Source organism: Propionicicella superfundia DSM 22317 (genome assembly GCF_000423465.1).
In the GTDB taxonomy this organism is placed as follows: Bacteria; Actinomycetota; Actinomycetes; order Propionibacteriales; family Propionibacteriaceae; genus Propionicicella; species Propionicicella superfundia.
Map to the genome: position 1 here is coordinate 1 of NZ_AUIA01000011.1, position 26,247 is coordinate 26,247.

Genomic DNA, 26,247 nt, shown 5'->3' on the forward strand with positions numbered 1-26,247 from the left:
TTCTGGGAGGCGCGGCATAGCGTGTCGTGGGTGACGGGTGCGGGGGTGCGTATGTTTCCGTTTGTGGGGCGGTTTACTCCGGTGGGGCGGGTGGAGGCGGTTGCGGTGAATATGGGTGCGGTTGGTCTGGTGGCGGATTGGTCGGTGGTGCTGGTGATGAAAGAGCGTTCGTCGGGGAGGTTTGGTAGGACGCCGTTGTACATGGATTGTTATACGTTTGGTGGGGCGACGCGGGTGGCGCGGCGTATGGCGGATGTCCTTGGTGTTCCGATGCGGGACGGGGAGATCGAGTTGCCCCCGGGGCGGGAGCGCGATACCGGGCTACCGGGGGAGCGTGTCATTGATGAGGGGCCGTGAGAACGAGGATCTGTACCAGCAGCCGGCCTGTGAGGCCGGTGAGCCTAGGTATGCCACGGGTCAGGAGCTCTCTCTCATCGTCATCCGATCGAATCGCCCAGAACGGTCAGACCCTGACGTGGGGGTTGGATGGAGCTGGGCGTCGTTACTCCCAGCACACCAACATCGACGGGGCGAACGTCACGACGTTGTGGAATCACTACACCGATACCGGGGGCAATCCCACATGGTCGGTGAATCGGCGTAACGGTATGGCGGAGGCTATGGTATGTGTCAACTACACAGCGGCTCATAAGCTCCTTAAGATTGGGCTGTCTTTGTGGTCTCGTGGTTACTTCCATAAGAGGGTGCGATGAAGATCAGATCCCTTATTGTCTACTCGTTCTTGGTGGCTCTCGTAACGCTCGCTTTTGGGTGTTCGCGTGGTGGAACCGTTCAGGACTATCGATGCAGCGCCAATGGGCGGACAGATCTTGAGAAGGTCATGCAGGAGGTTGAAAAGGTTCTTCCGTGGATTTCCGACGGTCAGATATATTGGGAATGCACGTGGTTGACCTCCGGGGATGCATACGCATATTACGCCAGCAGTCGCCCTCAGGATGTAAGCCGTGACGCGTTGCTGAAGCAGGACGGATGTTCGCTTGCGGGGGGCGAGGAAGGGCCTTTGGACGTGATATGCGAGTGGGATGGAATAAAGTTTGTCGCACCCATGGATGACAATAATGGTGACAATCGTTTCGTTATTTGGGTTACAAGAGACTGAACAGCACCATCCTGATGTGGCCAGCGTCGCCAGCCAGGCTATGGTTGGCTCGGTACCAAACAGGTTCATCTCAGTCGAGGGCGTAGTTGCGATCTGAAGCCTCCGCCCTCGGCTTTCGCGGCCCCATCAACTGTGTCGCCCATAGCCTGCTATCTTCCGGCAGGTTTGCTGGGCACTATCCTCCGCGTATGAATACTCTCATTCCAGGTGTTGTCATAGAAAAAGGTCGTTCGACGAAGGTGGTCGTTGATTGGGTCCTAGGGGGTCTGTCAAGTGCAAGCGAAGAGGGGCTTTTTATGCGAGATCGCGGAGTGGCTATTGGTGGACTGCTTTGAGATCGGTTTCAATGCTTATGTGAGTCGCGTGGGACTATTGTGCTATGTAGCTTTCGTTATACTTCTTGTCTGGCTCCTGGTGAACCCCAACGGGACTGGTGACGGTGAGTTCTTCTTGTGTATACTTACGAGGGTTCGGGCGGCAAACTCACAATTGAGGTCACGCGGCCTGCCTGGCCGGTGTGGCCATGATGGTCTCGTATTCTATGGGGGATGGGAAAGGGTGTTATGCGCGAAAGTGGGGCAAGGTTGGTTCGGCGGGCGTTCATTGTCCTTGGTGCCTGTGTGCTGTTGACAGGGTGCGGAGTGGATTATTCTTGCACCGCCGCAGGAAAGAGGGAACTGGAGAGTGTTCGACCTGATGTTGAGTCTCGACTCTCCGGAATAACATTCACTGGGGTAAGGGACTTCGACTGTGACTCTGGGGCACACGCCTCACTTGGGTATGAACGGACCGATACGCTGACTTCAGAATCGTTGAGCAAGCAGCTCGAGGCTTCGGGCTGCAAGCGCCAAGTCGGGCATACTGGAGAAGTGCTGTACGCGTGTGACGATCACGGTCGCGCTTTTTTCGTTTCTTATGTGGATGATATGGTAATTGCGTTCCTAGGCTGATCATCCCACCAGCAGATGGCGCACAACTCATAGTGACCACTCTCATGGAGCGTCCTCCTCTCGCAGATATAGACATTCTAGTTTCGCATCAGAGGTATCTGGCTGTTCAGGAGTTCCGTGAGGTCAGGCTCCCCGTGGTCCCACGGGTGCTTCCATAAGTTCCAATCGAGGGTGGAGTTGCGGTCGGAAGCCGCCGGTTTCCAGGAGCGATCTGGCGATGTGGTTCGTGAGCTTGCGGAGGCACAGGGTCGAGCTGCGGAGGCGTTCGAGGCGGCCGCTGAGCGCCTCGGTGGGTCCGTTGCTGGTTCGCGGGTGGTCGAAGTAGGCGAGCACGTCGGCAGCGCGCTTCTTCAGGGTGCCGCGCAGCGTGATTAGCTCGGACAGCGGCTTCGGGACGCCGTTGGACAGGTCGGCGATCAACGTGGTGATCAGCTCGCGCCCGCGTGGCCGGTCGGGATCGCGGTAGGCGCCGATCATGCGCTGGTGCCATTAGGCCCTACGCCAGCCGCAGACAATGCCGCGGGCTTCGATGGCGGCCCGGTTCACACCTTGCGGATGCGCACCCAACTCACCTGGTGGTTCTCGTTCTTGCGGAGGATCGCCGTCGCGCGGCCGCGGGTCGGGCGGATGTTGACGACGAGATTGGGGCCGTTGATGGTGTCCCAGATCTCGGTGGCCGTCGCGCGGGCGAGGTCGTCGGGCATGTTCGCGAATCGGACGAAGTACGACCGTGGATCGGAGAAGGCCGTCTCTCGGAGCGTCAGGAAGCGCGACACATACCACTGCTTGATGTGGGTCGTCGCCGCGTCGACGTAGATGGAGAAGTCGAAGAAGTCGCTCACCGCCAGGGACGTCCTCCCGTCGCTGCGGACACGGGCCGGCTCCAGCACGTTGAGGCCCTCGACGATGAGGATGTCGGGATGCCGGATGACGACCTGCTCGCCGGGGACGATGTCGTACACGAGGTGCGAGTACACCGGTGCGGTCACCTCGGGCTCGCCCGACTTCACGTCCATGACGAACTTGAGCAGCGCCTTGCGATCGTAGGACTCGGGGAAGCCCTTGCGGTTCAGGATGCCGCGGTCCTCGAGGACGGCGTTCGGATACAGGAAGCCGTCGGTCGTGATCAGGTCGACCTTCGGGCGGCCGGGGCCCCGGGACAGCAACTCGCGCAACAGCCGCGCCGTCGTAGACTTGCCCACCGCGACGGAACCGGCGACGCCGATGACGAACGGCGTCTGCCGGACGTTCTGCCGCAGATAGGCCAGCGACACCGAATGCAGCTTGCTGGTGTGCTCCCGGTACAGGCTCAGCAACTCGGTGAGCGGCCGGTAGACCTCCTGCACCTCCAGCAGGTCGGTCGGATCCCCCACGCCGCGCAGCGACGTCAGGAGCGGGTGGTCCAGCTCCAGCGGGAACGTGTCGGCCACTGCGGCCCAGTCGGCGCGCGTCATCGTCACATAGGGGCCGCTGGGAACCTCCGCCTCGGCCCGCTCCACCTGCTCGTTCATCGCGTACAGCCTGACACATCCGATGTGGGTGCCCCGAATGTAGCCTGGCGTGACAGGGGCGCGCGCCGTCGCCGCACCGTGCATCACCCAGGGGAAGGGGTCAGGACATGATCGTCGGACTCGGCGTGGACGTGTGCGCCATCGACCGCTTGGCCGAACCGCGCCGACGGCTGGTGGAGCGGCTGTTCACGCCGTCCGAGCAGGACGGTTCCGCGGCCACCCTCGCCGGCCGGTTCGCTGCGAAGGAGGCGCTCGCGAAGGCGCTCGGCGCGCCCGGCGGTCTCGTGTGGACCGACTGCGTCGTCGGCCGGCTGGAATCCGGGCAGCCGACGATCGAGGTGCTGGGCACGGTGCGGCGTCGCGCCGACGAGCTCGGCGTGACGAGCATCCACCTGTCCATCACCCACGACGCAGGCGTCGCCGTGGCCGTGGTCGTCTGCGAACGCTGATGTTCGGCGCGTACGACACCGCGCAGATCCGCGCGGCCGAGGCGGCGGCGATGGACGGCCCCGACGACCTCACGCTGATGCTGCGGGCGGCGACCGGGCTCGCCGTCGAGGTGGCGGGCGAGCTGCGCCGGGTGTCCGGCGGGGTGTCCGGGCGTCGCGTCCTCATTCTCGCCGGGGCGGGCAACAACGGCGGCGACGCGCTCTTCGCCGGTGCGTGGCTCGCGCGCCGCGGCGTCCAGGTCTCCTGGTGCCCCGTCATGGATCGGTTCCACGAGCGGGGCGCCACCGCGCTCGCCCGCGCCGGTGGACGCCGCGTCGCCCTCGCCGAGGTGCCCTCCGGACTGACGCGGCACGACGTGGTCGTGGACGGCGTGCTCGGAATCGGCGGCCGCGCAGGGCTGCCCGGCGGGCTCGCGCCGCTGACCGGCGCGCTGGCGCAGGCGAGGACGCCGGTCGTCGCGGTCGACCTGCCGACGGGACTGTCCGCGGACGCGGGCGGAGCGCCGGCAGGCGGGTATCTGCCCGCCGCCCTGACCGTCACGTTCGGCGGCCGCAAACTGTGCCAGGTCGTCCACCCGGCCGCTGCGGCGTGCGGGCGGCTCCGCCTCATCGACATCGGCCTCGACCTGCCGGCCCCCGTTCTGCGTTGCTGGGAGGCCGGCGACGTGGCTGCCCGGTGGCCGGTCCCGGGCCCGTCCAGCGACAAGTACGCGCGGGGCGTCGTCGGCGTCGACGCCGGTTCGGACGCCTATCCGGGGGCGGGTGTGCTCGCCGTGTCGGGTGCGGTCGCGGCCGGGGCGGGCATGGTGCGCTTCCTCGGTGCAGACCGGGTGTCGGACCTCGTCGTGCGCCGACTGCCGAACGTCGTGACGGCGGCCGGGCGGGTGCAGGCGGCCGTCCTCGGTCCCGGGTGGGGCGAACGTCCCGACGGGCTCGGCGCCGTCCTCGGGTGGGTGCTGGGCACCGATGTCCCCCTCGTCGTGGACGCCGACGCGCTGCGATACCTGCCCGCGGGGCCGCTGGGCGAGAGAGTCGTCCTCACCCCGCACGCCGGCGAACTCGCGCGCCTGCTCGGGCGGGAGCGGGCCGAGGTCGAGGCCGATCCCGTCGCGGCCGTGCGGGCCGCGGTGGCGACGACAGGCGCGACGGTCCTCCTCAAGGGAGCGACACAGTTCGTCGCCGGCCCCGGGGAGGACACCGTCGAGGTGGCCGTCCCCGGCCCGGCGTGGACGGGGCAGGCCGGATCGGGGGACGTCCTGGCGGGCATCGTCGGGACGCTGCTGGCGGCGGGCCTCACCCCGCGCGACGCCGCGACCGCCGGTGCCTCGGTGCAGGCCCTCGCCGCCGCCGCGCACCCGGGGCCGCACCCGCCTCAACGGCTGGCCGCGCGACTTCCCGGCCTCATCGCGGCACTCACAGCCGGTCGGTGAGCCTGTCGAAGCGGTCGGTGAGCCTGTCGAAGCGGTCATGGGTAGTCCTTTCGACGGGCTCAAGGACCCAGGGGGCGGGGTCCTGTCGACACGCTCAGGACCGTTCAAGGACCCTTGCGTCAGACGGCATGCGCCTGGCGGCGGCGCTGGTGGGCCGACATGGCCCGCTCGTAGTGGGACAGGAGATCGTCGCACACCGACTCCCACGTCGCCGTCAGGGTCGCCGCACGGGCGGCCTCGCCGAACGCCCGCCGCTTCGCGTCGTCCCCGACGAGATCGACCACCCGGGTGCGCAGCACGTCCAGCCTGCCGGGAGGGTACAGCCAGCCCGTCCGGGACGGCGCGATGATGTCCAGCGGGCCGCCCTTGGCCGGTGCGATCACCGGGACGCCGCTCGCCAGCGCCTCCTGCAACGCCTGCCCGAACGTCTCCAGCTCGCCCGGATGGACGAACAGGTCGAACGAGGCCAGCACCCGGGACAGGTCGGAGCCGCCGAGCTGCCCGGTGAAGTGCGCGCGGGGCAGCGCGCGCTCGAGGTACGCCCGGCTCGGGCCGTCGCCCACGACGACCGTCGTCGTCAGCGGGAGGTCTGCGAGGACGGTGAGATCCTCGACCTGCTTCTCGGGAGCGAGGCGCCCGACATACCCGATGATGCGGCGGCCGGGGGCCACGGCGGTCCGCCAGCTCTCGTCCCGGTGGCGGGGGTGGAAGCGGTCGGTGTCCACGCCGCGTCCCCACAGCTCCACCCGCGGCACCCCGCGGGCGAGAAGCTGACGCTGGGCCGCCGTCGACGGGGCCAGCGTGAGGGTGGCGAGCTGGTGGATCTGGCGGACGCGCCCCCACAGCAGCGGCTCGGCGATGGCGAGCCGGTAACGAGCGGCGTACGAGGGGACGTCGGTCTGATACACGGCCACGGTCGGCAGGTCGAGTCGCCCGGCGGCGAGCAGGCCGCGGTGGCCGAGCAGGAACGGCGCGGCCAGGTGGACGACATCGGGCCGGAAGCTGCGCAGCGCCGTCTCCAAGGTGCGCGACGTGCCCGTACCCACACGGAAATCCCGGTAGCCGGGCAGCGGCACCGCCCCGAGCGGGACGATCGGGTAGCCGTTGACCTCGGCCGGCACATCCCCCGCGCGGCCGGGGGCGAGGACGACGGCCTCGTCGCCGCGGGACTGGAGGTGGTCGAGGATGCGCAGCACCGAGTTGGTGACGCCGTTGACATGGGGCAGGAAGGTCTCCGTGACGATCGCTATTCTCATAAGCCCACATCTATGGGTTCCACGGGCTGCGACATCGGCATCGACGTGTCCGTCCGGGCAACGCCCGATGACATCTTGGCGATGCGACTCCGAAGGTGCCGCGCGGCAGGCCAGCGGCACGTCGCGTCCGCCGGAGGACGATCGTCTCGCGAGTCCGGCGGCCGGCTCGGGGCCGCGCGGCACGGGAGCGGGCGCCCGGCGCGCCGGCCGCCGCCCGCGGCGAAACCGCGCGATGCGGCCCGTCCGGGCCGGGCGGGTAGAGTGTGCTTCCGCCCTTTCCGCACCGAAGGAACGTGATTCGTGATCGCGGCAGATGCTGCCCAGGAGCCCGCTGTCCCGGCGTCGACGGCGAGCGGGGACCCCGCGCCCCAGGTGACCCTGCATCCCGCGGCGACCACGGACGCGGGCGAGATCGCGGCCGTGATCAGGGCGGCGTTCGGGGCTCGTCCGCGACTGGGCCCGCCTCCGTCCGGCCTGTCCGAGACCGCGGAGTCGGTCGCCGCCAAGCTCGCCGCCGGTGGGGGCTTCGTCGCCGTCACCGACCGCATCGTCGGGGTCGTCCTCGTGCGCCGCACCGGTCCCGTCGCGCGACTGGAACGGGTCTGCGTCCTGCCCGCCCATCAACACCACGGCCTTGCCGCAGCCATGGTGCGCGAGTCGGCGCTCCAGCTCGCCGCCGCGGGCGTGGCGAGGATCGAGGCCGGGGTGCGACCCGAGTACCCGGGGCTGCTGGCCTGGTGGCTCGACAACGATTTCGAACGGATCGGCGAGCGCGACGGGCTCATCCTCGTCGCCCGGGCGGCCCCCCAGCACGTCGCCGTGCCCGATGCCGGCGCCATGCGTGCCCTCGGGGAGCGGATCGCCGTGCACCTGCGGCCGGGCGACGTCCTCATCGAGTCCGGAGAGCTCGGGGCCGGCAAGACGACCCTCACGCAGGGGATCGGCGCCGGTCTGCACGTCGACCGTCCCGTCATCTCGCCGACGTTCGTGCTGTCGCGAGTCCACCCGTCCCTGGTCGGAGGCCCGGCGCTGGTCCATGTCGACGCGTACCGCCTCGGGTCGTGGGACGAACTCCTCGACCTCGATCTCGATCAGACGCTCGCGGACTCCGTGACCGTCGTCGAATGGGGGACGGGGATCGCCGAGCCGTTGGCGGCCGACCGGCTCGAGATCGACATCCGCCGTGACGATCCCGCGACCGACGAGCGACAGGTGTTCCTGACGGGTGTCGGGCCGCGGTGGGACGGGGTGACGCTGTGAGTGGCATCGTGCTCGGGATCGACACGGCGACGTCGGTGTCGGCCGGCGTGGCCGCCGCCGGGCGGGTGCTGGCCACCCGCACGCTGGAGGGCGACCGAAACCACGTCGAGCAACTGCAGCCGACGATCGACGCCGTGATCGCCGAGGCGGGGATCTCCCTGTCCGACCTGACCGGCGTCGCGGTCGGCATGGGTCCCGGGCCGTTCACGGGGCTGCGCGTCGGCATCGTCACCGCGCAGGTCCTCGCGGAGGCGCTGGGCGTGCCGCTGCACCGGGTCTGCACGCTGGACGTCCTCGCCGCGCAGTGGGAACGGCCCCCGGCGGACTTCGTCGTCGTCACAGACGCCCGCCGCCGCGAGGTGTACTGGGCGCGCTACCGGGACGGCGAGCGCGTCGACGGGCCGAACGTCACCTCGCCGGGTCTCGTGCCCGCCGGTCCGGGGGCGGGCCCCGGAGCCGGGCTGTGCGCACAGGTCGAGTCGTCGCCCGGTGCCCCGGGCGCCGTGTCCGGCGGGGTGCTGGCTGCCCGCGCCTCCGAGCTGCCCGATCCCGGCGCCGTCCCGCTCTATCTGCGGCGTCCCGACGCGACCGTGTCGACCCGGCGGAAGTCGGTTCTCGTCGTGCCGGGGAGGCGGTCGTGACCGAGGTCGGTCCCGTCGTCGCGGCGGAGGTCGCCCAGGTCGTCGCCCTCGACGCGCTCGCACCGCGCGGCTGGAGCCGGACATCGTGGGAGGCACAGGTGAGCGCCGAGAACACGCTCACCCTCGCCTGCCGGGACGGCGGACGGCCCGGCATCCTCGGGGTGGCCGCGTTCTCGCTCGCCGCCGACGTCGCCGACCTGTTGCGCGTCGCGGTCGCCCCGGAGCATCGCCGCCGGGGGATCGCGCGAGCCCTGGTCGCCGAGGGCATCGCCTGGGCCGAGTCGCTGGAGGCGACCCGGATGCTGCTGGAGGTCGAGCCCGGCAACGAGGCGGCGGTCGCCCTGTACGAGGGGTTCGGGTTCGCCCCGATCGGCGTCCGCACGGACTACTACGGCGCGGGCGCCGACGCCGTGGTGATGGAACGACCGCTGGGCGGCGGACAGCAGGGGAACCGAGGAGCCGACGATGAGTGAGCCCCTGATCCTCGGCATCGAGTCGAGCTGCGACGAGACCGGGGTCGGCATCGTCCGCGGCACCACGCTGCTGGCCAACGAGGTCGCCTCCAGCGTGGAGGAGCACGTGCGCTTCGGCGGCGTCGTTCCCGAGGTCGCCAGCCGGGCACACCTGCAGGCCTTCGTCCCGACGCTGCGACGCGCGCTCGCCGCGGCCGACGTCGACCTCGGCGACCTCGACGGCATCGCCGTCACCGCCGGACCGGGGTTGATGGGCGCCCTGGTGGTCGGCATCGCCGCCGCGAAGGCGCTCGCCGCCGCGACCCGGACTCCGTTGTACGGCGTCAACCACCTCGTCGGCCACGTGGCGGTCGACGTCCTCGAACACGGCCGGCTGCCGGGGGGCAGCGTGGCGCTGCTCGTGTCGGGCGGCCACACGTCCCTGCTGCGCGTGGGCGACATCGCGACCGACGTGACAGAGATCGGCTCCACGATCGACGACGCCGCCGGGGAGGCCTACGACAAGGTCGCGCGCCTCCTCGGCCTTCCGTACCCCGGCGGTCCGGTGATCGACCGCGCCGCCGCCGACGGCGATCCGTCGGCCATCTCGTTCCCGCGGGGCCTCACGGGGCCGCGCGACCGTCAGCGGCACCGGTTCGACTTCTCGTTCTCGGGGCTCAAGACGGCGGTGGCGCGCTGGGTCGAGACGCGGGAGCGCGACGGCCTGGACGTCCCCGTCGCCGATGTGGCGGCCTCCTTCCAGGAGGCGGTCTGCGATGTCCTCACGGCGAAGGCCGTCGACGCCTGCGCGGCCGTCGGCAGCGACCGGCTGCTCATCGGTGGCGGGGTGGCCGCCAACTCGCGACTGCGGGGTCTGCTGGAAGAGCGCTGCGCGGCCGCCGGGATCGCCCTGCGCCGCCCGCGGCCGGGACTGTGCACCGACAACGGGGCCATGATCGCCGCGCTCGGCGCCCAGGTCGTGGAGCGCGGACTGCCGCCGTCACCGGCCGACCTCGGGGCCGACTCGGGCCTGCCCGTCTCGCGGATCCTGGTCTGAGCCGTGCCCTTCACGCCGGTCATCGGGGTCCTCGCCTACATCCTGTCGCCGTCGCGGGACGAGGTGCTCCTCGTCCACCGGATCGCGCGTCCCGGCGACGCCCACTTCGGCAAGTACAACGGTCTCGGCGGCAAGCTGGAGCCCGGTGAGGACGTCGTGTCCGGGCTGCGCCGCGAACTGCGCGAAGAGGCGTCCATCGAGGCGACCGGGGTGCGGTTGCGCGGCACGGTGTCGTGGCCGGGTTTCGGCGCGGGCGGCGAGGACTGGCTCGGGTTCGTCTTCGTCGTGGACGCGTTCAGCGGTGTCGTGCCCGACCGCAACGAGGAGGGCCCGCTGACGTGGGTGCCGCTCGCCCGTCTCGCCGACCTGCCGATGTGGGAGGGGGATCGTCACTTCCTGCCGCTCGTGTTCGACGACGCGGTGGGTCAGTTCCACGGGGTGCTGCCGTACGAGGACGGGCGGCCGGTCTCCTGGGACGTCACGATCCTGCCGTGACCGGCTCGGCGTGGACGGCTGTGCTGGTCGTCCATCGGCAACCCTCCGCGCCGGCGACGCGGCGACCGTCCATACGGGGACACGAGTGCGGAGCCGTCCGGTCGTGTGCCCGACCGCCAGGTTGTGAGGCATACCGGGACGGTGGGCACGACCCTCGAAGGTTGACCGCCACCTTGCACGGCATACGACGCCGGATCCGGACCGGACAACCCGCAGAACGTGGCGGTCAACCCGCGCCGGAGGGATGACTCCGTCTCCGATGCCGCACAACCTGGCGGTCACCGGCCCCGTCCGCCCGGCGCGGGCGCGACATACGCGAGCGGATAGGTTGGCGGGCGTGATCCTGTTCTCCTGCCCGCGCTGCTCCTCGCCGGTCGCGCTCGAACATCGTGAATGTCCCTCGTGCACCGCAGCCCTCGCCTTCCATCCGCCGTCGCGGCGGATGGTCGAGGCGACCGGGTTCGACATCGAGGTCGACGGTGGCCTCTGGCACGAGTGCGCCAACCGGCGCGAGTGGCGCTGCAACTGGCTCGTCGCCGATCAGTCCGGTGCCCGCTGCTTCGCGTGCCGGCTCGTGCGGCACCGGCCACCGGCCGACGACACGCTCGCCAACGAGAAGCTCGCCGACGCGCTCGGCGACCAGCACCGGCTGCTGGTCCAGCTCCAGAGCCTGGGGATCCCGGTCGATCCCTGGTTCGAGGGCGACGGCGGGCTCGGCTTCGACCTGCTGTCGTCGTACTCGGAGAACCGCGTGGTCACCATCGGCCATGCCAACGGGATCGTCACGCTCGACCTCGTCGAGACCCTCGACCAGGTGCGGGAGCAGACCCGGGTGCGGCTCGGCGAGGCGTATCGGACGATGCTCGGCCACTATCGCCACGAGGCCGGCCACTACTACCAGTGGATCCTCGTCGAGCAGACGCGCTGGATCGACGAGTGTCGCACGCTGTTCGGCGACGAGCGGGCGTCCTACACCGACGCGCTCGCCCGGCACTACGAGAGCGGCGCCCCGGAGGGCTGGCAGGACGCCTTCATCTCGGAGTACGCGACCATGCATCCCTGGGAGGACTTCGCCGAGACCTTCGCCCACTACCTGCACATCACCGGGGTCCTACAGACATCCGCCTCGGCGGGGGTCGTGATCGACGCGGCAGGCCCGGTTCCCCCGCAGCCGGTGCGGCCGCGTCCGTCCTACGGCCCCGACGACTTCGACGCCATGCTGGCGGACTGGCGGTGGACGAGCGGCTTCTTCAATCAGGTGAACAGGTCGATCGGAAAGGCCGACTTCTACCCGTTCCGGTTCGTCGCCGCGCCGGTCGTCGAGAAGCTACGGTTCGTCCATCGCGTCCTGACCGCGCTGCCGCCCACGCACATCGCGCCGACCGACGGCTTCGCCCGGCGGGCGGCCTGAGCATCACGCGGCCGGCCTCTCCGGCCTGCGTTCCGAGGAGCGCCCGGACGGGCCGGTGAGGTGGTCCGGCCGTCCCGGCACGGCCCCGTCGGGAGCGAGACGGGACGGCTTGTGAATCCCCTGTGTCGTTCGGGAATTCCCGAAGGGGGACAGGGTAGGAGGTTCGATTGCTGGTGAACAAGTCGTCTGTTAGTGTGACGCGCGAAGCTTGGGTTCGGGGGCTCGCGGCCCCAGGGCTCAAGTAAACAAGGGGGAAAGCAGACCGGCGGTGTCCGCCTGTCTGGCAGTTTCGCGCTTCGCGGCGGTCGAGGGGAGATGGGCCGCACACGGGGCGTGAAAGGCGTGAGGACCGCTCCGGGCGAGCTGCTCGAAGCGATCCTCACGGAAGACCTCTCGCGCAAGGAACGTCACTGCAATGCGTTTGCGCGAAGGGACTCTGCGTGGTGGCGTGCGCTCGCGGCAGCGAGCCGCACAGCACCGCCGTCCACTGTAGTGGGTCGACGCGAGATCGTCCGCCCACTCGGTCTGTTGGTTGGTCTCCGGGCGTCCGGAACCAGTCGGGCCCTTGTGCGGACGTCGCTGGGAAGCCGGCGGCATCCCGGGGGCACGCCCCCTTCCGCCGCGCAGCTGCACGGTGGACGGTCAACCACAGTTAGGAACTTGCATGAAGAAAGGCAACACGGTGCTCGCCCGCGCCGGTCTTGTCTGTGCAGCGGCAGCACTCGCCTTCACCGCCCTTCCCGGGGTCACGACGGCCCACGCGGGATCGGCCGACACGGAGACCGCGTCCGTCTCGCAGACGGCGTCCGTCTCGCAGACCTCGAATCCGTCGGCGAAGTGGCCCACGCCGTACGCGACGTATGCCGGCAACGTCGACTACACCGTGGTCGGCAGCACGATGAGCGTGTCGGAGAACCGCAACAACTGCACGAAGAAGGCGTCGTCGTCGGCGACGCTCGACATCCCGTCCGACGCGAACGTCCTCAAGGCGACGCTGGAGTGGTCGGGCACCGGTCAGACCATCGACACGTCGGTGACCGCGAACGGCCAGACGATCACCGCGAACCGCACGTCGCGCCTCGCCGTGGCCAACGGCCTCAGCCTCATGTACTTCTTCGTGGCCTCCGCCGACGTCACCAGCCTGGTGACGGGCTCCGGCCAGGCGACCATCAGCGATCTGGCGTGGGCCAACACCGGCATCTACTGCACCTCCAACAGCGCCTACGGCGCCTGGACGCTCACCGTCGTCTACGAGAGCTCGACTGTGGAGAAGGGGCAGGTGAACCTCTACCAGGGGCCCACGCACACCAAGTTCCCGACTCCCGGGACGACCACGGTCGACCTGAGCCAGCTCCCGAGCCAGTCCTGCTGGGCCTCGGCGAAGATGACCAACGTGTGGTACGACGGTGACGCCTACAAGGGCGAGTACTTCTACGCCAACGGCATCTACAAGGGCAACAACACCCTCAACGGATCGTCCGGGCCGAACCTGGACATCGACACCTACTGGGGTGGCCTGAACGCGTACCAGACGTCCTTCAGCTACGCGATCAAGAACTTCAAGGTGTCGACCCAGTGGGGAATCGCCGTCGAGCACGCCGTCAACTCCTCCACGGTCGTGAAGATCGCGAACTGCGGAGACAAGACGAAGGCCTGATCCAAGGCTCTGCCACGTCCCGAGCACGGACCCAGCCCTCCCGGGCTGGGTCCGTGTTTCGTCCCCGGCCCGGGCAGCGCGACGACGCGGGCCCACTACCGTGGGGGCGTGGACGCCGAGACCGCCGAACTGCTCGTCTCCCCGTCGGGGGCCGAGGCCATCGCGGCCGCCGAGGCCGAGGACGATCCGGGTTCGCTGGCGGCTGCGACACGGCTGCGGCGCTCCTACCCGCCGGAGCTCGCCGCGGCGGCGCTCACCCAGGCCGCGCTGCGACGTCGGGCCGGCAGGAGACTCGGCCCCCGGGCGTCGGGGATGGTCCTCACTCCCGACGGCCTCGAACAGGCCACCCGGTGGGATGCCGCCGCCTGGCGAGCGGGGCTGGTCGCCGCCGCGGGGGTGACCCGCGTCATCGATCTGTGCTGCGGCCTGGGCACCGACGCCATGGCGTTCGCAGCGGCCGGCCTCGACGTCGTCGCCGTCGAGCGGGATCCGGCGACGGCCGTTCTCGCGCGGCACAACCTGGCCGGCCGGGCCGAGGTCCTCACCGCCTCCGCCGAGGACGCGCTGCCGGGGCTCGCCGGACGTCCCGGCACGGCGGTCTTCTGCGATCCCGCCCGGCGCACCTCCCGCGGCCGGAGCTGGGACGTCGCCGACCTCTCGCCGCCGTGGCCTTTCCTGCAGTCCGTGCTCGCCGCCGGCGAGCCCGCCGTGCTGAAGCTCGGGCCGGGCCTTCCCGCGCGCCTGATCCCCGCCGGCGCGGCCGCCGTGTGGGCGAGCGTGGCGGGGGATCTTGTCGAGTGCGGTCTGTGGCGCGGGCTCGCGTTCGATCCGGGTGCCCGCGAGGCCGTGCTGCTGCCGGCGGGGGACCGGCTGCGCGCGGACGGCTCGGCTCCAGCCCCGGCCGGCCGCGTCCCGGTTCCGGGCGATGTGCTGTACGAGCCGGACCCGGCGGTGATCCGCTCCGGTGCGGTGGGGGTGCTCGCCCGCGAGCTCGCCGCCGCTCCCGTCGCCGATCAGATCGCGTATCTGCTCGCCCCGGCGTCTCGCCGGACCTCGTTCGCGACGGCCTTCGCCGTCACCGAGGTGCTGCCGTGGAAGGAGTCCGCGCTGCGGCGATGGGTCGCCGAGCGCGGCATCGGCACCCTGGAGATCAAGAGGCGCGGGCTGGACGTCGATCCCGCCGCCCTGCGCGGACGGCTGCGCCCCCGGGGGGACGCCGCCGCGACGCTGATCCTCACGCCGACCGCGGAAGGTGCCGTCTGCCTCGTCGTCCGGCGGCTGCCCCGGACCCCCGTCCACGCCTGGCACTCCGCTTGATCGAGTGCTAACCGAGGTATAGATTCGGGTTAGCACTCAGCTCATGAGTGTGCCAAGGCGGGCGGCACCGCGACGACGTCCGACGAAGGCTGACAGCGAACACAAAACCACCGGTTTCGCCGGATGAACGAACTATTGAGAAAGGGTTGAACGTGGCAGTCACGATCAAGCCGTTGGAGGACCGTGTCCTCGTGCAGCCGCTGGAGGCTGAGCAGACCACCGCTTCCGGTCTGGTGATTCCCGACACGGCGAAGGAGAAGCCGCAGGAGGGCAAGGTCCTCTCGGTCGGCCCGGGCCGTGTCGACGACAAGGGCACCCGTATCCCGGTCGACGTCGCCGAGGGCGACATCGTGATCTTCTCCAAGTACGGCGGCACCGAGGTCAAGTACAACGGTGAGGAGTACCTGCTCCTCAACGCCCGCGACATCCTGGCCGTCGTCAGCAAGTAAGGAACCCGAACCCATGGCAAAGATCCTTCAGTTTGACGAGGAGGCGCGCGCCTCGCTCGAGCGCGGCGTCGACATCCTCGCCAACACGGTGAAGGTGACCCTCGGCCCCAAGGGCCGTTACGTCGTCCTCGACAAGAAGTGGGGTGCGCCGACCATCACCAACGACGGCGTCACCGTCGCGAAAGAGGTCGAGCTCACCGATCCGCACGAGAACCTCGGCGCGCAGCTCGCCAAGGAGGTCGCCACCAAGACCAACGACGTCGCCGGCGACGGCACCACCACCGCGACCGTCCTGGCGCAGGCGCTCGTCCACGAGGGCCTCCGCGCGGTCGCGTCCGGCGCGAGCCCGGTCGGCCTCAAGCGTGGCATCGACGCGGCCGTCGAGGCGATCTCCGACGAGCTGGCCCGCGTCGCCCGCGACGTGGACACCGTCGCCGACATGGCGTCGGTCGCCACCATCTCCGCCCGTGACGAAGAGATCGGCAAGCTCATCGCCGACGCGTTCGACAAGGTCGGCAAGGACGGCGTCATCACCGTCGACGAGTCGAACACGTTCGGCACCGAGCTCGAGTTCACCGAGGGCATGCAGTTCGACAAGGGCTACCTGTCGCCGTACTTCGTGACCGACCCCGAGCGCATGGAGGCGGTCCTCGAAGACCCGTACATCCTGATCCACCAGGGGAAGATCTCGGCGATGGCCGAGCTGCTCCCGCTGCTGGAGAAGGTCATCGCCGCATCCGGCACGCTGTTCGTGGTGGCCGAGGACGTCGACGGCGAGGCGCTGTCGACCCTGGTCGTGAACAAGATCAAGGGCACGTTCAACTCGCTCGCCGTGAAGGCCCCGGCCTTCGGCGACCGCCGCAAGGCCATGCTCGAGGACATCGCGATCCTCACCGGCGGCCAGGTCGTCGCCCAGGAGGTCGGCCTCAAGCTCGACCAGGTCGGGCTCGAGGTGCTCGGCCGGGCACGCCGGATCGTCGTCACGAAGGACAACACGACGATCATCGACGGCGCGGGCGAGGCGGCTGCCGTCGCCGACCGTGTCGAGCAGTTGCGCGCCGAGATCGCTCGCACCGACTCCGAGTGGGACCGCGAGAAGCTGCAGGAGCGGGTCGCGAAGCTCGCCGGCGGCGTCTGCGTCATCAAGGTGGGCGCGGCGACCGAGGTCGAGCTCAAGGAGAAGAAGCACCGCATCGAGGATGCCGTCTCGGCGACCCGCGCGGCCATCGAGGAGGGCATCGTCGCCGGTGGCGGCTCCGCTCTCGTCCACGCCGCGAAGGTTCTCGACGGTGACCTCGGCAGGTCGGGCGACGAGAAGACCGGCGTCGGCATCGTCGCGCGGGCCGTCGTCGAGCCGCTGCGCTGGATCGCCGAGAACGGTGGCCAGTCCGGTTACGTGATCGTGACCAACGTCGCCGGGATGCCGCCCGGGCAGGGCTACAACGCCGCCACCGACACCTACGGCGACCTGGTCGCCGCCGGTGTGATCGATCCGGTCAAGGTCACGCGCTCCGCGCTGGCCAATGCCGCGTCGATCGCGGCGCTCATCCTCACCACCGAGACGCTGGTGGTCGAGAAGCCGGCTGACGAGGACGACGACGCCTGACGCGTCGCACGACCGAGTCGAACGCGGCTGGGGTGGCAATATGCCCCCCAGTCGCGTTATTTTTAGGGGGGATTGCGCGGCGGCAGGGTGTTTCGCCCTGGCCCAGACGTCGTTCGCCCAGTCGGTTGGTCTTGTGGGACACAGTGCGAGGGGGTCGCGTTAACCATGCCGGACGTCCGGGTCATCGATGCGCACGACCGGATGCCCACGGGTGGCGTTCACGAGGTCGGCGTCGATCAGTTGTTCTTCTCGACGACGAACAGGCTGGGGATCATCGAGCAGGCGAACTCCGTGTTCTCCCAGGTCTCCCGATTCAGCCACGAGGAACTCGTGGGCAAGCCTCACAATCTGATCCGTCACCCCGACATGCCGCAAGGGGCGTTCCGGCTCATGTGGGACACGCTCGAGGCGGGAGAGCCGTTCTGCGCCTACGTCGTGAACCTGGCGAAGGACGGCTCCGACTACGTCGTCTTCGCCACCGTCACCCCGCTCGGGGACGGCTATCTGTCGGTCCGTTCGCGCCCCTGCGTCGAGGCGCTGAGGGATGCGTGCCTCGGCATCTACGAAGCCGTCCGGCCGGGCGAGCTCCAGAACCGGTTCCGCGGTGTGAACTCCCGCGAGTGCGCCCGGCTCGGGGCCGCGGACCTCTTCGCCCGGGTGCAGGCCGCCGGGTTCCCCACGTTCGAGGAGTTCGTGTGGACGGCGCTTCCCGCCGAGGTCCAGACGCGGACGGCGCTCAGCGGGCCGAGCGTCCGTCACGAGTGCACCGGGCCGCTGGCCCTCCTCCAGTCGTCGGCCGCGCAGGTGTCCATCGAACTGGACGAGTGGATGACGCGGATGGACGAGCTGCAGCACGCCATCGACGCGCTCACCGCCGAGGTGCCCGAGATCCGGTCCGCGATCGACGAGAGCGGGCGGACCGCGACCGAGGTGTCCGGCCGGCTGGGCGGGCACACCGGCATGGCTCCCATCATGCTCTCGGTGAACCTGTGGGCGTCGATGACGACCGACATCGTCAACATCCTGGACGACCTCGTCGACGAACTGGTCGGCCTGCGTTCGAGCTGCGCGCGGACCAGGTTCCGGATCGCGCTGGGCCGGCTCCACAACGACGCGGTGATCCAGTTCATCGAGGAGCTCGCGACATCGCGTCCCGGCACCGAGGACGCTCGTCCGGCCATCGCGGACCTCACACGCGCGCTGCAGGAGGGGATCGTCGAGACCGAGCGGCAGATGCGGGCCAACGCGCTCATGGCCGAGCAGGTCGCGGAGAAGCTCGAGTCGGCCCACGGGCTGCTGCTCATGCCTCACGGGCTGATCGCGAACTGGAGCCAGATGGTGGTCGGCCGCCAGGATGCGGAGGTGCTCCAGTTGCTGCCGACGATCGAGAACCAGATGCAGATCAGCGACGCGAACCTGGCTCGCCTCGCGCGCCTCGCCGAGACATCCCGTTCGATCGCCCAGCCGGTCGACGCGTCGACCGCGACGCGCCTGTGCCTCGGGATGCGGGACGCTGCGGCGGACCTGGCCGCGCCGCGGTCGGCGGGTGTCCGCTCCGACGACGAGACGGGCTACGCGGCGGACCCGCGCCGGCTGGCCTGATCGGCGGGGTCCGCCGGCCGCGACCTGGCTGTCGCGACCGGACCGCGCATCGCGTGGTTAGAATCGGACTCTGAATCGAAAGGTGGAAGCTTGTCCTCCGATGATGCCAGCACCCTGCCAGACAAGTTCTCGGCTCTCGGCCTGACCTTCGACGACGTCCTGCTGCTCCCGGGTGAGAGCGACGTCATCCCGAGCGAGGTGGACACGTCCACTCAGGTGAGTCGCAACATCACGCTTCGACTGCCGCTCGTCTCGTCCGCGATGGACACCGTGACCGAGCATCGGATGGCGATCGCCATGGCCCGCGAGGGCGGCCTCGGCATCCTCCACCGGAACCTGTCCATCGAGGACCAGGCGACGCTCGTCGACCGGGTGAAGCGGTCCGAGGCCGGCATGGTGGACGAGCCCATCACCGTCTCGCCCGAGGCCACGATCGGCGAGGTGGACGAACTGTGCAGCCAGTACCGGATCTCCGGCGTCCCCGTCGTGGGGCCCGACCAGGTGCTGCTGGGCATCGTCACCAACCGGGACATGCGCTTCGAGGACGACCCGCAGCGGCCCGTCGCCGAGGTGATGACGAAGATGCCGCTCGTCACCGGGCGGCAGGGCATCTCCGGCGAGGACGCCCTGGCACTGCTCGCGAAGCACAAGATCGAGAAGCTCCCGCTCGTCGACGAGCACGATCGGCTCACCGGACTCATCACGCTGAAGGACTTCGTGAAGTCCGGCAAGTACCCCAACGCGTCCAAGGACGGCCAGGGCCGGCTGCGGGTCGGCGCCGCGATCGGCTTCTTCGGTGACGCCTGGGAGCGGGGCATGGCGCTGGTCGAGGAGGGGGTCGACCTCATCGTCGTCGACACCGCGCACGGCCACAGCGGCGGCGTCCTCGACATGATCCGCCGCCTGAAGCGAGAGCATGCGGCGCGCGGTGTCGACATCGTCGGCGGCAACGTGGCGACCTACGAGGGCGCGAAGGCTCTCGTGGAGGCGGGCGTCGACGGAGTGAAGGTCGGTGTCGGGCCGGGCTCGATCTGCACGACCCGCGTCGTGGCCGGCGTCGGCGTCCCCCAGGTGACCGCCATCTACGAGGCGACGCGCGCCTGCGCGCCCGCAGGGGTTCCGGTCATCGGCGACGGGGGCCTGCAGTTCTCCGGCGACATCGCCAAGGCGCTCGTCGCGGGCGCCGATTCGGTGATGCTGGGTTCGCTGCTGGCCGGCTGCGACGAGAGCCCGGGCGAGTTGGTGTTCATCAACGGCAAGCAGTTCAAGTCCTACCGGGGCATGGGGTCGCTGGGCGCGATGGCGGCCCGCGGCCGGAAGGCGTCCTACTCGAAGGACCGCTACTTCCAGGCCGACGTCCTGAACGACGACAAGCTCATTCCGGAGGGCGTCGAGGGGCAGGTGCCGTATCGTGGTCCGCTGGCGGCCGTCGCCTACCAGCTCGTCGGCGGCCTGCGGCAGTCCATGTTCTACTCGGGGGCGGCGACGATCCCCGAGCTGCATGACAAGGGACGTTTCGTGCGGATCACGTCCGCGGGGCTGCGGGAGTCGCATCCTCACGACATCCAGATGACCGTGGAGGCTCCCAACTACTCCGGGAACAGGTGAACAGATGATCGAAATCGGTCGCACCAAACGTGCGACGAAGGCCTACAGCCTCGACGACGTGGCGATCGTGCCGACGCGACGCACCCGCGGCATCGAGGAGGTCGACCTGACGTGGCGCATCGACGCGCTGCAGTTGGAGTTTCCGCTCGTGGCGGCACCCATGGACTCGGTGATGTCTCCGGCGACGGCGATCACGCTGGGCCAGCTCGGCGGGCTGGGCGTGCTGAACCTCGAAGGGCTGTGGACGCGCTACGCCGACCCCGAGCCGCACCTGGCCGAGCTGGCCGAGATCGCCGACGCCCCGGCCGCGACGAAGCGGATGCAGGAGCTGTACTCCGAGCCTGTGAAGGCCGAGCTGATCACGGCCCGGCTCGACGAGATCCGGCAGGCCAACGTCCCGGTGGCGGGCGCGCTGTCGCCGCAGCTCACCCGGGAGTTCGCCGGCGTGGTGGAGCGTGCGGGCGTCGACCTGTTCGTCATCCGCGGCACGACGGTCTCCGCCGAGCATGTGTCGTCGCTGGCCGAGCCGCTGAACCTCAAGGAGTTCATCTACAACCTGGACGTCCCCGTGATCGTCGGCGGCTGCGCGAGCTACCAGACCGCGTTGCACCTCATGCGCACCGGTGCGGCCGGCGTCCTCGTCGGGTTCGGCGGCGCCTCCACCCGGCGGACCCGGAGCGTGCTCGGGGTCGAGGTCCCGATGGCGACGGCGATCGCGGACGCGGCCGACGCCCGTCGCGACTACCTGGACGAGTCCGGGGGCCGGTACGTCCAGGTGATCGCCGACGGCGGTGTGGGCGGCTCCGGTGACATCGCCAAGGCGATCGTCTGCGGCGCCGACGCCGCGATGGTGGGGCGTCCGCTCGCGCAGGCGACCGAAGCACCGGGCCGCGGCTACCACTGGGGAGCCGAGGCGTGGCATCCACGCCTGCCGCAGGGACGGCGGGAGCGTTTCGACACCGTCGGGACGCTGGAGGAGATCCTGCTCGGGCCGTCGCGTGTCGCCGACGGCACGATGAACCTCGTCGGGGCGCTGCGCAAGGCCATGGCCACGACCGGCTACACCGTCGTGAAGGAGTTCCAGCGGGCCGAGTTGGTGGTCCATTGAGTCGGCAGCAGAATCCCGAACTGCAGCGGCTGCGGGCGTCCATCGACAACATGGACGCCGCGCTCGTGTGCCTGCTGGCGGAACGGTTCAAGATCACCAAGCAGGTCGGGGAGCTGAAGGCCCGGGAGGGCCTCGCCCCGGCCGACCCCGAGCGCGAGGCCGAGCAGATCGCGCGGCTGCGTCGACTGGCCGAGATGGCCGACCTCGACCCGGAGTTCGCGGAGAAGTTCCTCACCTTCATCGTCGCCGAGGTCGTGCGGCACCACGAGGCGATCAGCGGGGCGAACGGCTGACACGTCCTCCGGACGACCGTGTCCGGCATCGCGCGGGTGGCTCATAGCCCTGCGCGCGTAGTCTCTCCGCGCGAAGCCGTCGTTTCCTGTGGTGTGCAGGGCGACATCTATCGGGGGGATGGGCAGGAGCGGTCAGGACCGCCTACGGCGAGACGGTCGGCTCGGCGTCCTCGTCGGCCTTCGCGAGGGCACGAGACACTGACGAGCTGCCGACTCCGAGCACCTTCGCGATGTGCGCGATGCTGTGCCCCTGGGCGCGCATCTGCACCGCCGCCGCGGTGCGCTCAGGCGTCATCACCGACGGCCGCCCGCCGGTGCGTCCCTGCGCGCGAGCGTGCGCCAGGCCGCGCCTGGTGTTCTCGCGGATCGTGGCCACGCGGAGCTGCGCCAAGACGGCCATGATGCCGACGATGGCCTCGCCCGTCGGAGTGCTGGTGTCGATGTCGAGGAAGGGTTCGGTCAGGCTGCGCAGGCGCACGCCTCGACGGCCCAGGTCGCGAATCAGTTCGATGGCCATCTGCTCGGTGCCGGCTACCCGGTCGAGCGCGCGGATCACGAGCGTGTCGCCCTCGCGCAGGTAGTCCAGGCACGCGCTCCACTGCGGCCGGTCAGCGATGCGGCTCGACTCGCCGTGATCGACGAACACGCGCACCGCGCCCGCGGCGCGCAGCTCGGCCGTCTGCGCCTCCGGGTTCTGCTCGCGGGTGCTCACGCGCGCGTAGCCCACGATGTTCGTCATCGGTGCTCCTGTCGTTGGCGCTCCGCAGCCTCAGCGACACGGCGGTGGTATTCGGCATCGTCGATCACGCCGCGGGTGTGGTCTGTCAGGAGCGCGACGTCGGCGCGGCTCGGCACCCAACCCTCGTGCCACGCAGCGGCAAGAGACTGCACCACCGCCCATCGCTGTGTCGTGTCCAGGTCCGTGAACAGCTCAGGCCAGCGTTCCTCGATCGCGAACGCGCTACCGGTCATCCTCGGCCCGTCTCCGGCCCGCTACGTCCGGTCCGACGCGCTGCGCGTGCCGCCACCGACTGCGGGTGAGGCGTCATAGACCTCGCAGTGCTCGGTGCCTGCGGGAGGCTCGCGGCGCGCAGCGCCGGTCCCCCCTGACTGAGGCCACGGCCTGGGTCGCCACCGGGGTCGCGTCCGGGCGGCGGTGGCTGTGCGATGGCCTGGTCCAACACTGCCGCAAGCTGGTCGTTACGGCCGGTGTCCTGGCTATGAAACCGGGCCTTGACGAACTCCTCACGCAGTGGGTTGCCGGGCTTGAACACCTCGGTGTCCAGGCGATGGCCGGCCTGCTCGCATAGCTCGGAGAAGAACACGAACTGCGTGCGGGTGTTGCCCTCGCGGAAGCTGTGGACGACGTTCAGCTCCCCCCACCGTTCAGCCAACTCGGTCACGAAGTCGTCACGGCCGAGACCCTGCACGTAGTCGGCGGCGGCGATCTTGGCGTACTCGGCTTCGGCGGCCGCGGTGAGCTGTGGTCCGGCGGGGTAATAGGAGTGCCCTTCCTTCACCATGAACTGGCCTATCGGCGCGGTGCGCTCCTGGCCGGCCCATTCATAGACGTCTTTGAAGATCGCGCCGTGGATTGCCTTCATATGGGCGTAGTCGAACCGGCCCACGATCGGGTGCTGCCGCAGCTCCTCCAAGCGGAACGCGGCCGCCGCCTCCTCCATCGTGCGCAGCTTGTCGGGGTCGGGCTCGCCGTGGGGCTTGCCCGGAGTGGTGAACTTGTTCCTCAACACAGACGTACCTGGGATGAAGTAGTCATCCCAGGTACGAAAGGTGGTGCCGCGGGCCATCAGTCCTGAACGTGCTGACGCATCGCTGCGACAGCCTCGTCGGCGGTCATCTCGTTGCTGGCCACCCGCTCCATGAGCGCGCGCAGCGCGGGGTCGGTGACCTCGTGACCGGCCAGCCCGAGAGCTGCGTCAGCGAACGCCAGCCGGTCGTCAACGTCAGCCCGAGCGGGCCGTGCGATCGCGTGAGCCATGATCTGCCCCTTCCCTGAGCTACTTCGATTCTACCGGAATCCAACCGAAAACGGCAGTAGGGGTGTTTCGGTTCACATGAGTTTCGGTGCACAGTTTCGGTGCACTCAGCGTCGGCGTGTCGCGGTACCGCCGGCGGGCACCACTCTCACCGAGGAGGGTGAGCGCGTCGACCGTCCAGTACGCGGAGGGCGAGATCACGTCGGGGAGTCTCACCGCGACGATCACGGGAGACGTCAGCGAACTGGAGATCGAAATGACCTACCTGGTGACCTCGTACAAGGTCTCGTAGCGCCGCCGTGCGGCCGGCTCGCGGCGCTCAGGCGATGATGTCGCCCGGGTTCGTGTTCGCGGGGATGCCGGTCACGACCGAGTTCGGCGGGACGTCCTTCACGACGAGAGCGTTGGCGCCGACCTTGGTCCCGTCCCCGACGGTGATCGGGCCGATGATCTTCGCGCCCGCCCCGAGCAGGACGTTGTTGCCGATGGTGGGGTGACGCTTGAACCGTCCGCGGGAGCGCCCGCCCAGCGTCACCTGGTGGTACATGAGGACGTCGTCGCCGATCTGCGCGGTCTCGCCGATCACGACCCCCATCCCGTGGTCGATGAAGAACCGCCGCCCGATCACGGCGCCCGGGTGGATCTCGATGCCGGTGAGGGCGCGGGACACCTGGGACACGAGACGGGACACCGGTCGCAACGGCGGGTACTGCCACAGCCTGTGGCAGAGGCGATGCAGCCATACCGCGTGAAGCCCGGGGTAGGAGATCGCCACGACCCATCGATCGGTCGCGGCGGGATCTTCGCGCATGGCGGTGTCGACATCCTCCCGGAAGCGCTCGCGCGCTCGCGTGAGCAGGGACGGCAGGGTCATGCCTCCATGAGACCGGAACGGCCGTGCATTGGCAAGCCGGACCCCGCGGCGCGCGCCCGGGCGCCGAGCGGAGGCAGCGGTGCGCGCCCGGGGTTCGTCGCCGGTCGGGCAGGACCGGGACGCGCCTCTAGACTGCCGCCATGCAACAAGCGTCCCTGCCGCGTCCCGTGCTCGTCGTGGACTACGGCGCCCAGTACGCCCAGCTCATCGCGCGCCGCGTGCGCGAGGCCGGTCTGTACTCCGAACTCGTCCCCCACACCGCTCCGGTCGCCGACCTGGCCGCCCGCCGCCCGCTGGCCATCATCCTGTCCGGCGGGCCGGAGTCGGTGTACGCACCGCGCGCGCCGCGCCCCGACGCCGGCCTGTTCGCGACCGGCGTTCCCGTCTTCGGCATCTGCTACGGCTTCCAGGCGATGGCCCAGGCGCTCGGCGGGACGGTCGCCCGGACCGGGCTGCGCGAGTTCGGCCGGACCGAGGGGGAACTGCTGGAGCCGGGCACGCTGCTCGCGGACTGCGCCGACCTGCGCGTCTGGATGAGCCACGGGGACGCGGTCACGGCCGCCCCCGAGGGATTCACGACGCTCGCCACGACGGCGGGTGCGCCCGTGGCGGCCTTCGAGGACCTGGCCCGCCGCTTCGCCGGCGTCCAGTGGCATCCCGAGGTGCTGCACACCGAGGGCGGCCAGCGCATGCTCGAGCACTTCCTGTACGACATCGCCGGGCTGGAGCCCAACTGGAGCCCGGCGGGCATCGTCGAGGCGGCCGTCGCCGAGATCCGCGAACGCGTCGGGTCGGCCGACGTGATCTGCGGGCTGTCCGGCGGCGTCGACTCGGCGGTCGCCGCCGCGCTCGTCCAGAAGGCCATCGGCAACCAGCTCACGTGCGTCTTCGTCGACCACGGACTGCTGCGCGAGGGCGAGGCGGAGCAGGTCGAGCGTGACTTCGTCGCCCACACCGGCGTCGAGCTCGTCGTCGTGGACGCGTCGCAGTCGTTCCTCGCGGCGCTCGCGGGGGTCACCGATCCCGAGGACAAGCGGAAGATCATCGGCCGCGAGTTCATCCGCTCCTTCGAGAAGGCCGCGCGCGAGATCGCGGCCGGCGGCGACGTCCGGTTCCTCGTCCAGGGGACGCTGTACCCCGATGTCGTGGAGTCGGGGGGCGGCGAGGGCGCGGCCAACATCAAGAGCCATCACAACGTCGGCGGGCTGCCGGACGACCTCGCGTTCGACCTCATCGAGCCGCTGCGCAGCCTGTTCAAGGACGAGGTCCGGGCCGTCGGCCTGGAGCTGGGCCTGCCCGAGGCGATGGTGTGGCGACACCCGTTCCCGGGGCCGGGGCTCGGCATCCGCATCGTCGGCGACGTCACCGCCGAGCGGCTGCGGATCCTGCGGAAGGCCGACGCGATCGCGCGCGAGGAGCTCACGGCCGCGGGGCTCGACCGGCTCATCTGGCAGTTCCCGGTCGTGCTGCTCGCCGGCGTCCGCTCTGTCGGGGTGCAGGGCGACGGACGCACCTACGGCCACCCGATCGTGCTCCGCCCCGTGACCAGCGAGGACGCCATGACGGCGGACTGGGGACGCCTGCCGTACGAGGTGCTGGAGCGGATGAGCACCCGGATCACCAACGAGGTCTCCGAGGTGAACCGCGTGGTGGTCGACATCACGAGCAAGCCGCCGGGCACGATCGAGTGGGAGTGACCCCCGA

Annotated in this window: 27 protein-coding genes and 1 pseudogene; 19 read left to right on the top strand and 9 right to left on the bottom strand. The window is 69.9% G+C overall.

Annotation, left to right across the window (positions count from 1 at the left end):
* A partial coding sequence (locus G555_RS22700) for a hypothetical protein (RefSeq protein ID WP_036920445.1) occupies positions 1-357 on the top strand: 357 nt, incomplete at its 5' end.
* Between the two features lie 1,676 nt (positions 358-2,033).
* Here G555_RS22700 and G555_RS23310 read toward each other — a convergent pair.
* The 3 genes and pseudogenes from G555_RS23310 to coaA form a co-directional block, all read right to left on the bottom strand.
* A complete protein-coding gene (locus G555_RS23310) occupies positions 2,034-2,138 on the bottom strand; it encodes a CPCC family cysteine-rich protein (protein WP_156887362.1) in 105 nt (34 codons plus the stop codon).
* Positions 2,139-2,193: 55 nt separating this feature from the next.
* Positions 2,194-2,556: pseudogene (locus tag G555_RS0100010) on the bottom strand (transposase); the annotation flags it as partial.
* A 56-nt stretch (positions 2,557-2,612) separates the two neighbouring features.
* Positions 2,613-3,581 carry a type I pantothenate kinase gene (coaA, locus tag G555_RS0100015; protein WP_051208081.1) on the bottom strand — a complete coding sequence of 323 codons (969 nt, stop codon included), beginning with the start codon at positions 3,579-3,581 and terminating at the stop codon, positions 2,613-2,615.
* A gap of 107 nt (positions 3,582-3,688) precedes the next feature.
* On the opposite strand from coaA, the gene G555_RS0100020 reads away from it, so the two are divergent.
* Positions 3,689-4,030, top strand: a complete 342-nt coding sequence (locus G555_RS0100020) for a holo-ACP synthase (RefSeq protein ID WP_028707285.1) — start codon at positions 3,689-3,691, stop codon at positions 4,028-4,030.
* Positions 4,030-5,460, top strand: a complete 1,431-nt coding sequence (locus G555_RS0100025; protein ID WP_028707286.1) for a bifunctional ADP-dependent NAD(P)H-hydrate dehydratase/NAD(P)H-hydrate epimerase — start codon at positions 4,030-4,032, stop codon at positions 5,458-5,460. Before G555_RS0100020 ends, G555_RS0100025 begins: the two co-directional genes overlap by 1 nt.
* A gap of 119 nt (positions 5,461-5,579) precedes the next feature.
* Here G555_RS0100025 and G555_RS16885 read toward each other — a convergent pair whose 3' ends face one another.
* On the bottom strand, positions 5,580-6,716 hold the full coding sequence (locus G555_RS16885) for a glycosyltransferase family 4 protein (protein WP_036920450.1): 1,137 nt from the start codon (positions 6,714-6,716) through the stop codon (positions 5,580-5,582).
* A 300-nt stretch (positions 6,717-7,016) separates the two neighbouring features.
* On the opposite strand from G555_RS16885, the gene tsaE reads away from it, so the two are divergent.
* The 14 genes from tsaE to G555_RS0100100 all read left to right on the top strand — a co-directional run bounded on the left by tsaE (position 7,017) and on the right by G555_RS0100100 (position 21,672).
* A complete protein-coding gene (gene tsaE / locus G555_RS23275) occupies positions 7,017-7,976 on the top strand; it encodes a tRNA (adenosine(37)-N6)-threonylcarbamoyltransferase complex ATPase subunit type 1 TsaE (protein ID WP_342662656.1) in 960 nt (319 codons plus the stop codon).
* Entirely contained in the window at positions 7,973-8,617 is a 645-nt protein-coding gene (tsaB, locus tag G555_RS0100040) for a tRNA (adenosine(37)-N6)-threonylcarbamoyltransferase complex dimerization subunit type 1 TsaB (RefSeq protein WP_028707288.1), read from the top strand. The genes tsaE and tsaB overlap by 4 nt, the downstream gene beginning before the upstream one ends.
* Positions 8,614-9,090, top strand: coding sequence for a GNAT family N-acetyltransferase (locus tag G555_RS16890; RefSeq protein WP_051207989.1), 477 nt, complete (start codon positions 8,614-8,616; stop codon positions 9,088-9,090). Before tsaB ends, G555_RS16890 begins: the two co-directional genes overlap by 4 nt.
* Positions 9,083-10,126 (top strand): tRNA (adenosine(37)-N6)-threonylcarbamoyltransferase complex transferase subunit TsaD, encoded by a 1,044-nt coding sequence (gene tsaD / locus G555_RS0100050; protein WP_028707289.1) that lies wholly within the window; start codon positions 9,083-9,085, stop codon positions 10,124-10,126. The genes G555_RS16890 and tsaD overlap by 8 nt, the downstream gene beginning before the upstream one ends.
* 3 nt (positions 10,127-10,129) lie before the next feature.
* Positions 10,130-10,621 carry an NUDIX hydrolase gene (locus G555_RS0100055; protein WP_028707290.1) on the top strand — a complete coding sequence of 164 codons (492 nt, stop codon included), beginning with the start codon at positions 10,130-10,132 and terminating at the stop codon, positions 10,619-10,621.
* 337 nt (positions 10,622-10,958) lie between these two features.
* The gene (locus G555_RS16895) at positions 10,959-12,032 is read left to right on the top strand and encodes a zinc-binding metallopeptidase family protein (protein WP_169337834.1); all 1,074 of its coding nucleotides are present in this window, start codon (positions 10,959-10,961) and stop codon (positions 12,030-12,032) included.
* Positions 12,033-12,696: 664 nt separating this feature from the next.
* Positions 12,697-13,689 (top strand): hypothetical protein, encoded by a 993-nt coding sequence (locus tag G555_RS0100065; protein ID WP_028707291.1) that lies wholly within the window; start codon positions 12,697-12,699, stop codon positions 13,687-13,689.
* Positions 13,690-13,797: 108 nt separating this feature from the next.
* Positions 13,798-15,006: a THUMP-like domain-containing protein gene (locus G555_RS16900; protein ID WP_036920452.1), complete on the top strand. Its 1,209-nt coding sequence runs from the start codon at positions 13,798-13,800 to the stop codon at positions 15,004-15,006.
* Positions 15,007-15,158: 152 nt separating this feature from the next.
* Positions 15,159-15,455: a co-chaperone GroES gene (gene groES / locus G555_RS0100075; protein ID WP_028707292.1), complete on the top strand. Its 297-nt coding sequence runs from the start codon at positions 15,159-15,161 to the stop codon at positions 15,453-15,455.
* 13 nt (positions 15,456-15,468) lie between these two features.
* Positions 15,469-17,061, top strand: a complete 1,593-nt coding sequence (gene groL, locus G555_RS0100080; RefSeq protein WP_028707293.1) for a chaperonin GroEL — start codon at positions 15,469-15,471, stop codon at positions 17,059-17,061.
* Between the two features lie 165 nt (positions 17,062-17,226).
* Complete coding sequence (locus G555_RS20920; RefSeq protein ID WP_051207992.1) at positions 17,227-18,663, top strand: PAS domain-containing protein; 1,437 nt, start codon at positions 17,227-17,229, stop codon at positions 18,661-18,663.
* A 90-nt stretch (positions 18,664-18,753) separates the two neighbouring features.
* On the top strand, positions 18,754-20,271 hold the full coding sequence (gene guaB / locus G555_RS0100090; protein WP_028707294.1) for an IMP dehydrogenase: 1,518 nt from the start codon (positions 18,754-18,756) through the stop codon (positions 20,269-20,271).
* A 4-nt stretch (positions 20,272-20,275) separates the two neighbouring features.
* Positions 20,276-21,379, top strand: a complete 1,104-nt coding sequence (locus G555_RS0100095; protein ID WP_028707295.1) for a GuaB3 family IMP dehydrogenase-related protein — start codon at positions 20,276-20,278, stop codon at positions 21,377-21,379.
* On the top strand, positions 21,376-21,672 hold the full coding sequence (locus G555_RS0100100) for a chorismate mutase (protein WP_028707296.1): 297 nt from the start codon (positions 21,376-21,378) through the stop codon (positions 21,670-21,672). Before G555_RS0100095 ends, G555_RS0100100 begins: the two co-directional genes overlap by 4 nt.
* 142 nt (positions 21,673-21,814) lie before the next feature.
* Here the strand turns inward: G555_RS0100100 and G555_RS0100105 are convergent, their stop codons facing one another.
* Genes G555_RS0100105 through G555_RS0100120 form a run of 4 tightly spaced genes read right to left on the bottom strand, consistent with a single transcriptional unit; the run spans position 21,815 to position 23,671 of the window.
* A complete protein-coding gene (locus G555_RS0100105; RefSeq protein WP_028707297.1) occupies positions 21,815-22,411 on the bottom strand; it encodes a recombinase family protein in 597 nt (198 codons plus the stop codon).
* On the bottom strand, positions 22,408-22,644 hold the full coding sequence (locus tag G555_RS0100110) for an antitoxin VbhA family protein (protein ID WP_028707298.1): 237 nt from the start codon (positions 22,642-22,644) through the stop codon (positions 22,408-22,410). The genes G555_RS0100105 and G555_RS0100110 overlap by 4 nt, the downstream gene beginning before the upstream one ends.
* Positions 22,641-23,480 (bottom strand): Fic/DOC family protein, encoded by an 840-nt coding sequence (locus tag G555_RS16910; protein WP_084634460.1) that lies wholly within the window; start codon positions 23,478-23,480, stop codon positions 22,641-22,643. Before G555_RS16910 ends, G555_RS0100110 begins: the two co-directional genes overlap by 4 nt.
* Entirely contained in the window at positions 23,480-23,671 is a 192-nt protein-coding gene (locus G555_RS0100120) for an antitoxin VbhA family protein (RefSeq protein ID WP_028707299.1), read from the bottom strand. The genes G555_RS16910 and G555_RS0100120 overlap by 1 nt, the downstream gene beginning before the upstream one ends.
* Positions 23,672-23,829: 158 nt before the next feature.
* Here G555_RS0100120 and G555_RS23175 point away from each other — a divergent pair, with 158 nt between their 5' ends.
* Entirely contained in the window at positions 23,830-23,961 is a 132-nt protein-coding gene (locus G555_RS23175; RefSeq protein WP_281168159.1) for a hypothetical protein, read from the top strand.
* Between the two features lie 27 nt (positions 23,962-23,988).
* On the opposite strand, the gene epsC is transcribed toward G555_RS23175, so the two are convergent.
* Positions 23,989-24,543 (bottom strand): serine O-acetyltransferase EpsC, encoded by a 555-nt coding sequence (gene epsC, locus G555_RS0100130; protein WP_036920454.1) that lies wholly within the window; start codon positions 24,541-24,543, stop codon positions 23,989-23,991.
* A gap of 140 nt (positions 24,544-24,683) precedes the next feature.
* On the opposite strand from epsC, the gene guaA reads away from it, so the two are divergent.
* Entirely contained in the window at positions 24,684-26,240 is a 1,557-nt protein-coding gene (gene guaA / locus G555_RS0100135; protein WP_028707301.1) for a glutamine-hydrolyzing GMP synthase, read from the top strand.
* The last annotated feature ends 7 nt before the right edge of the window (positions 26,241-26,247 follow it).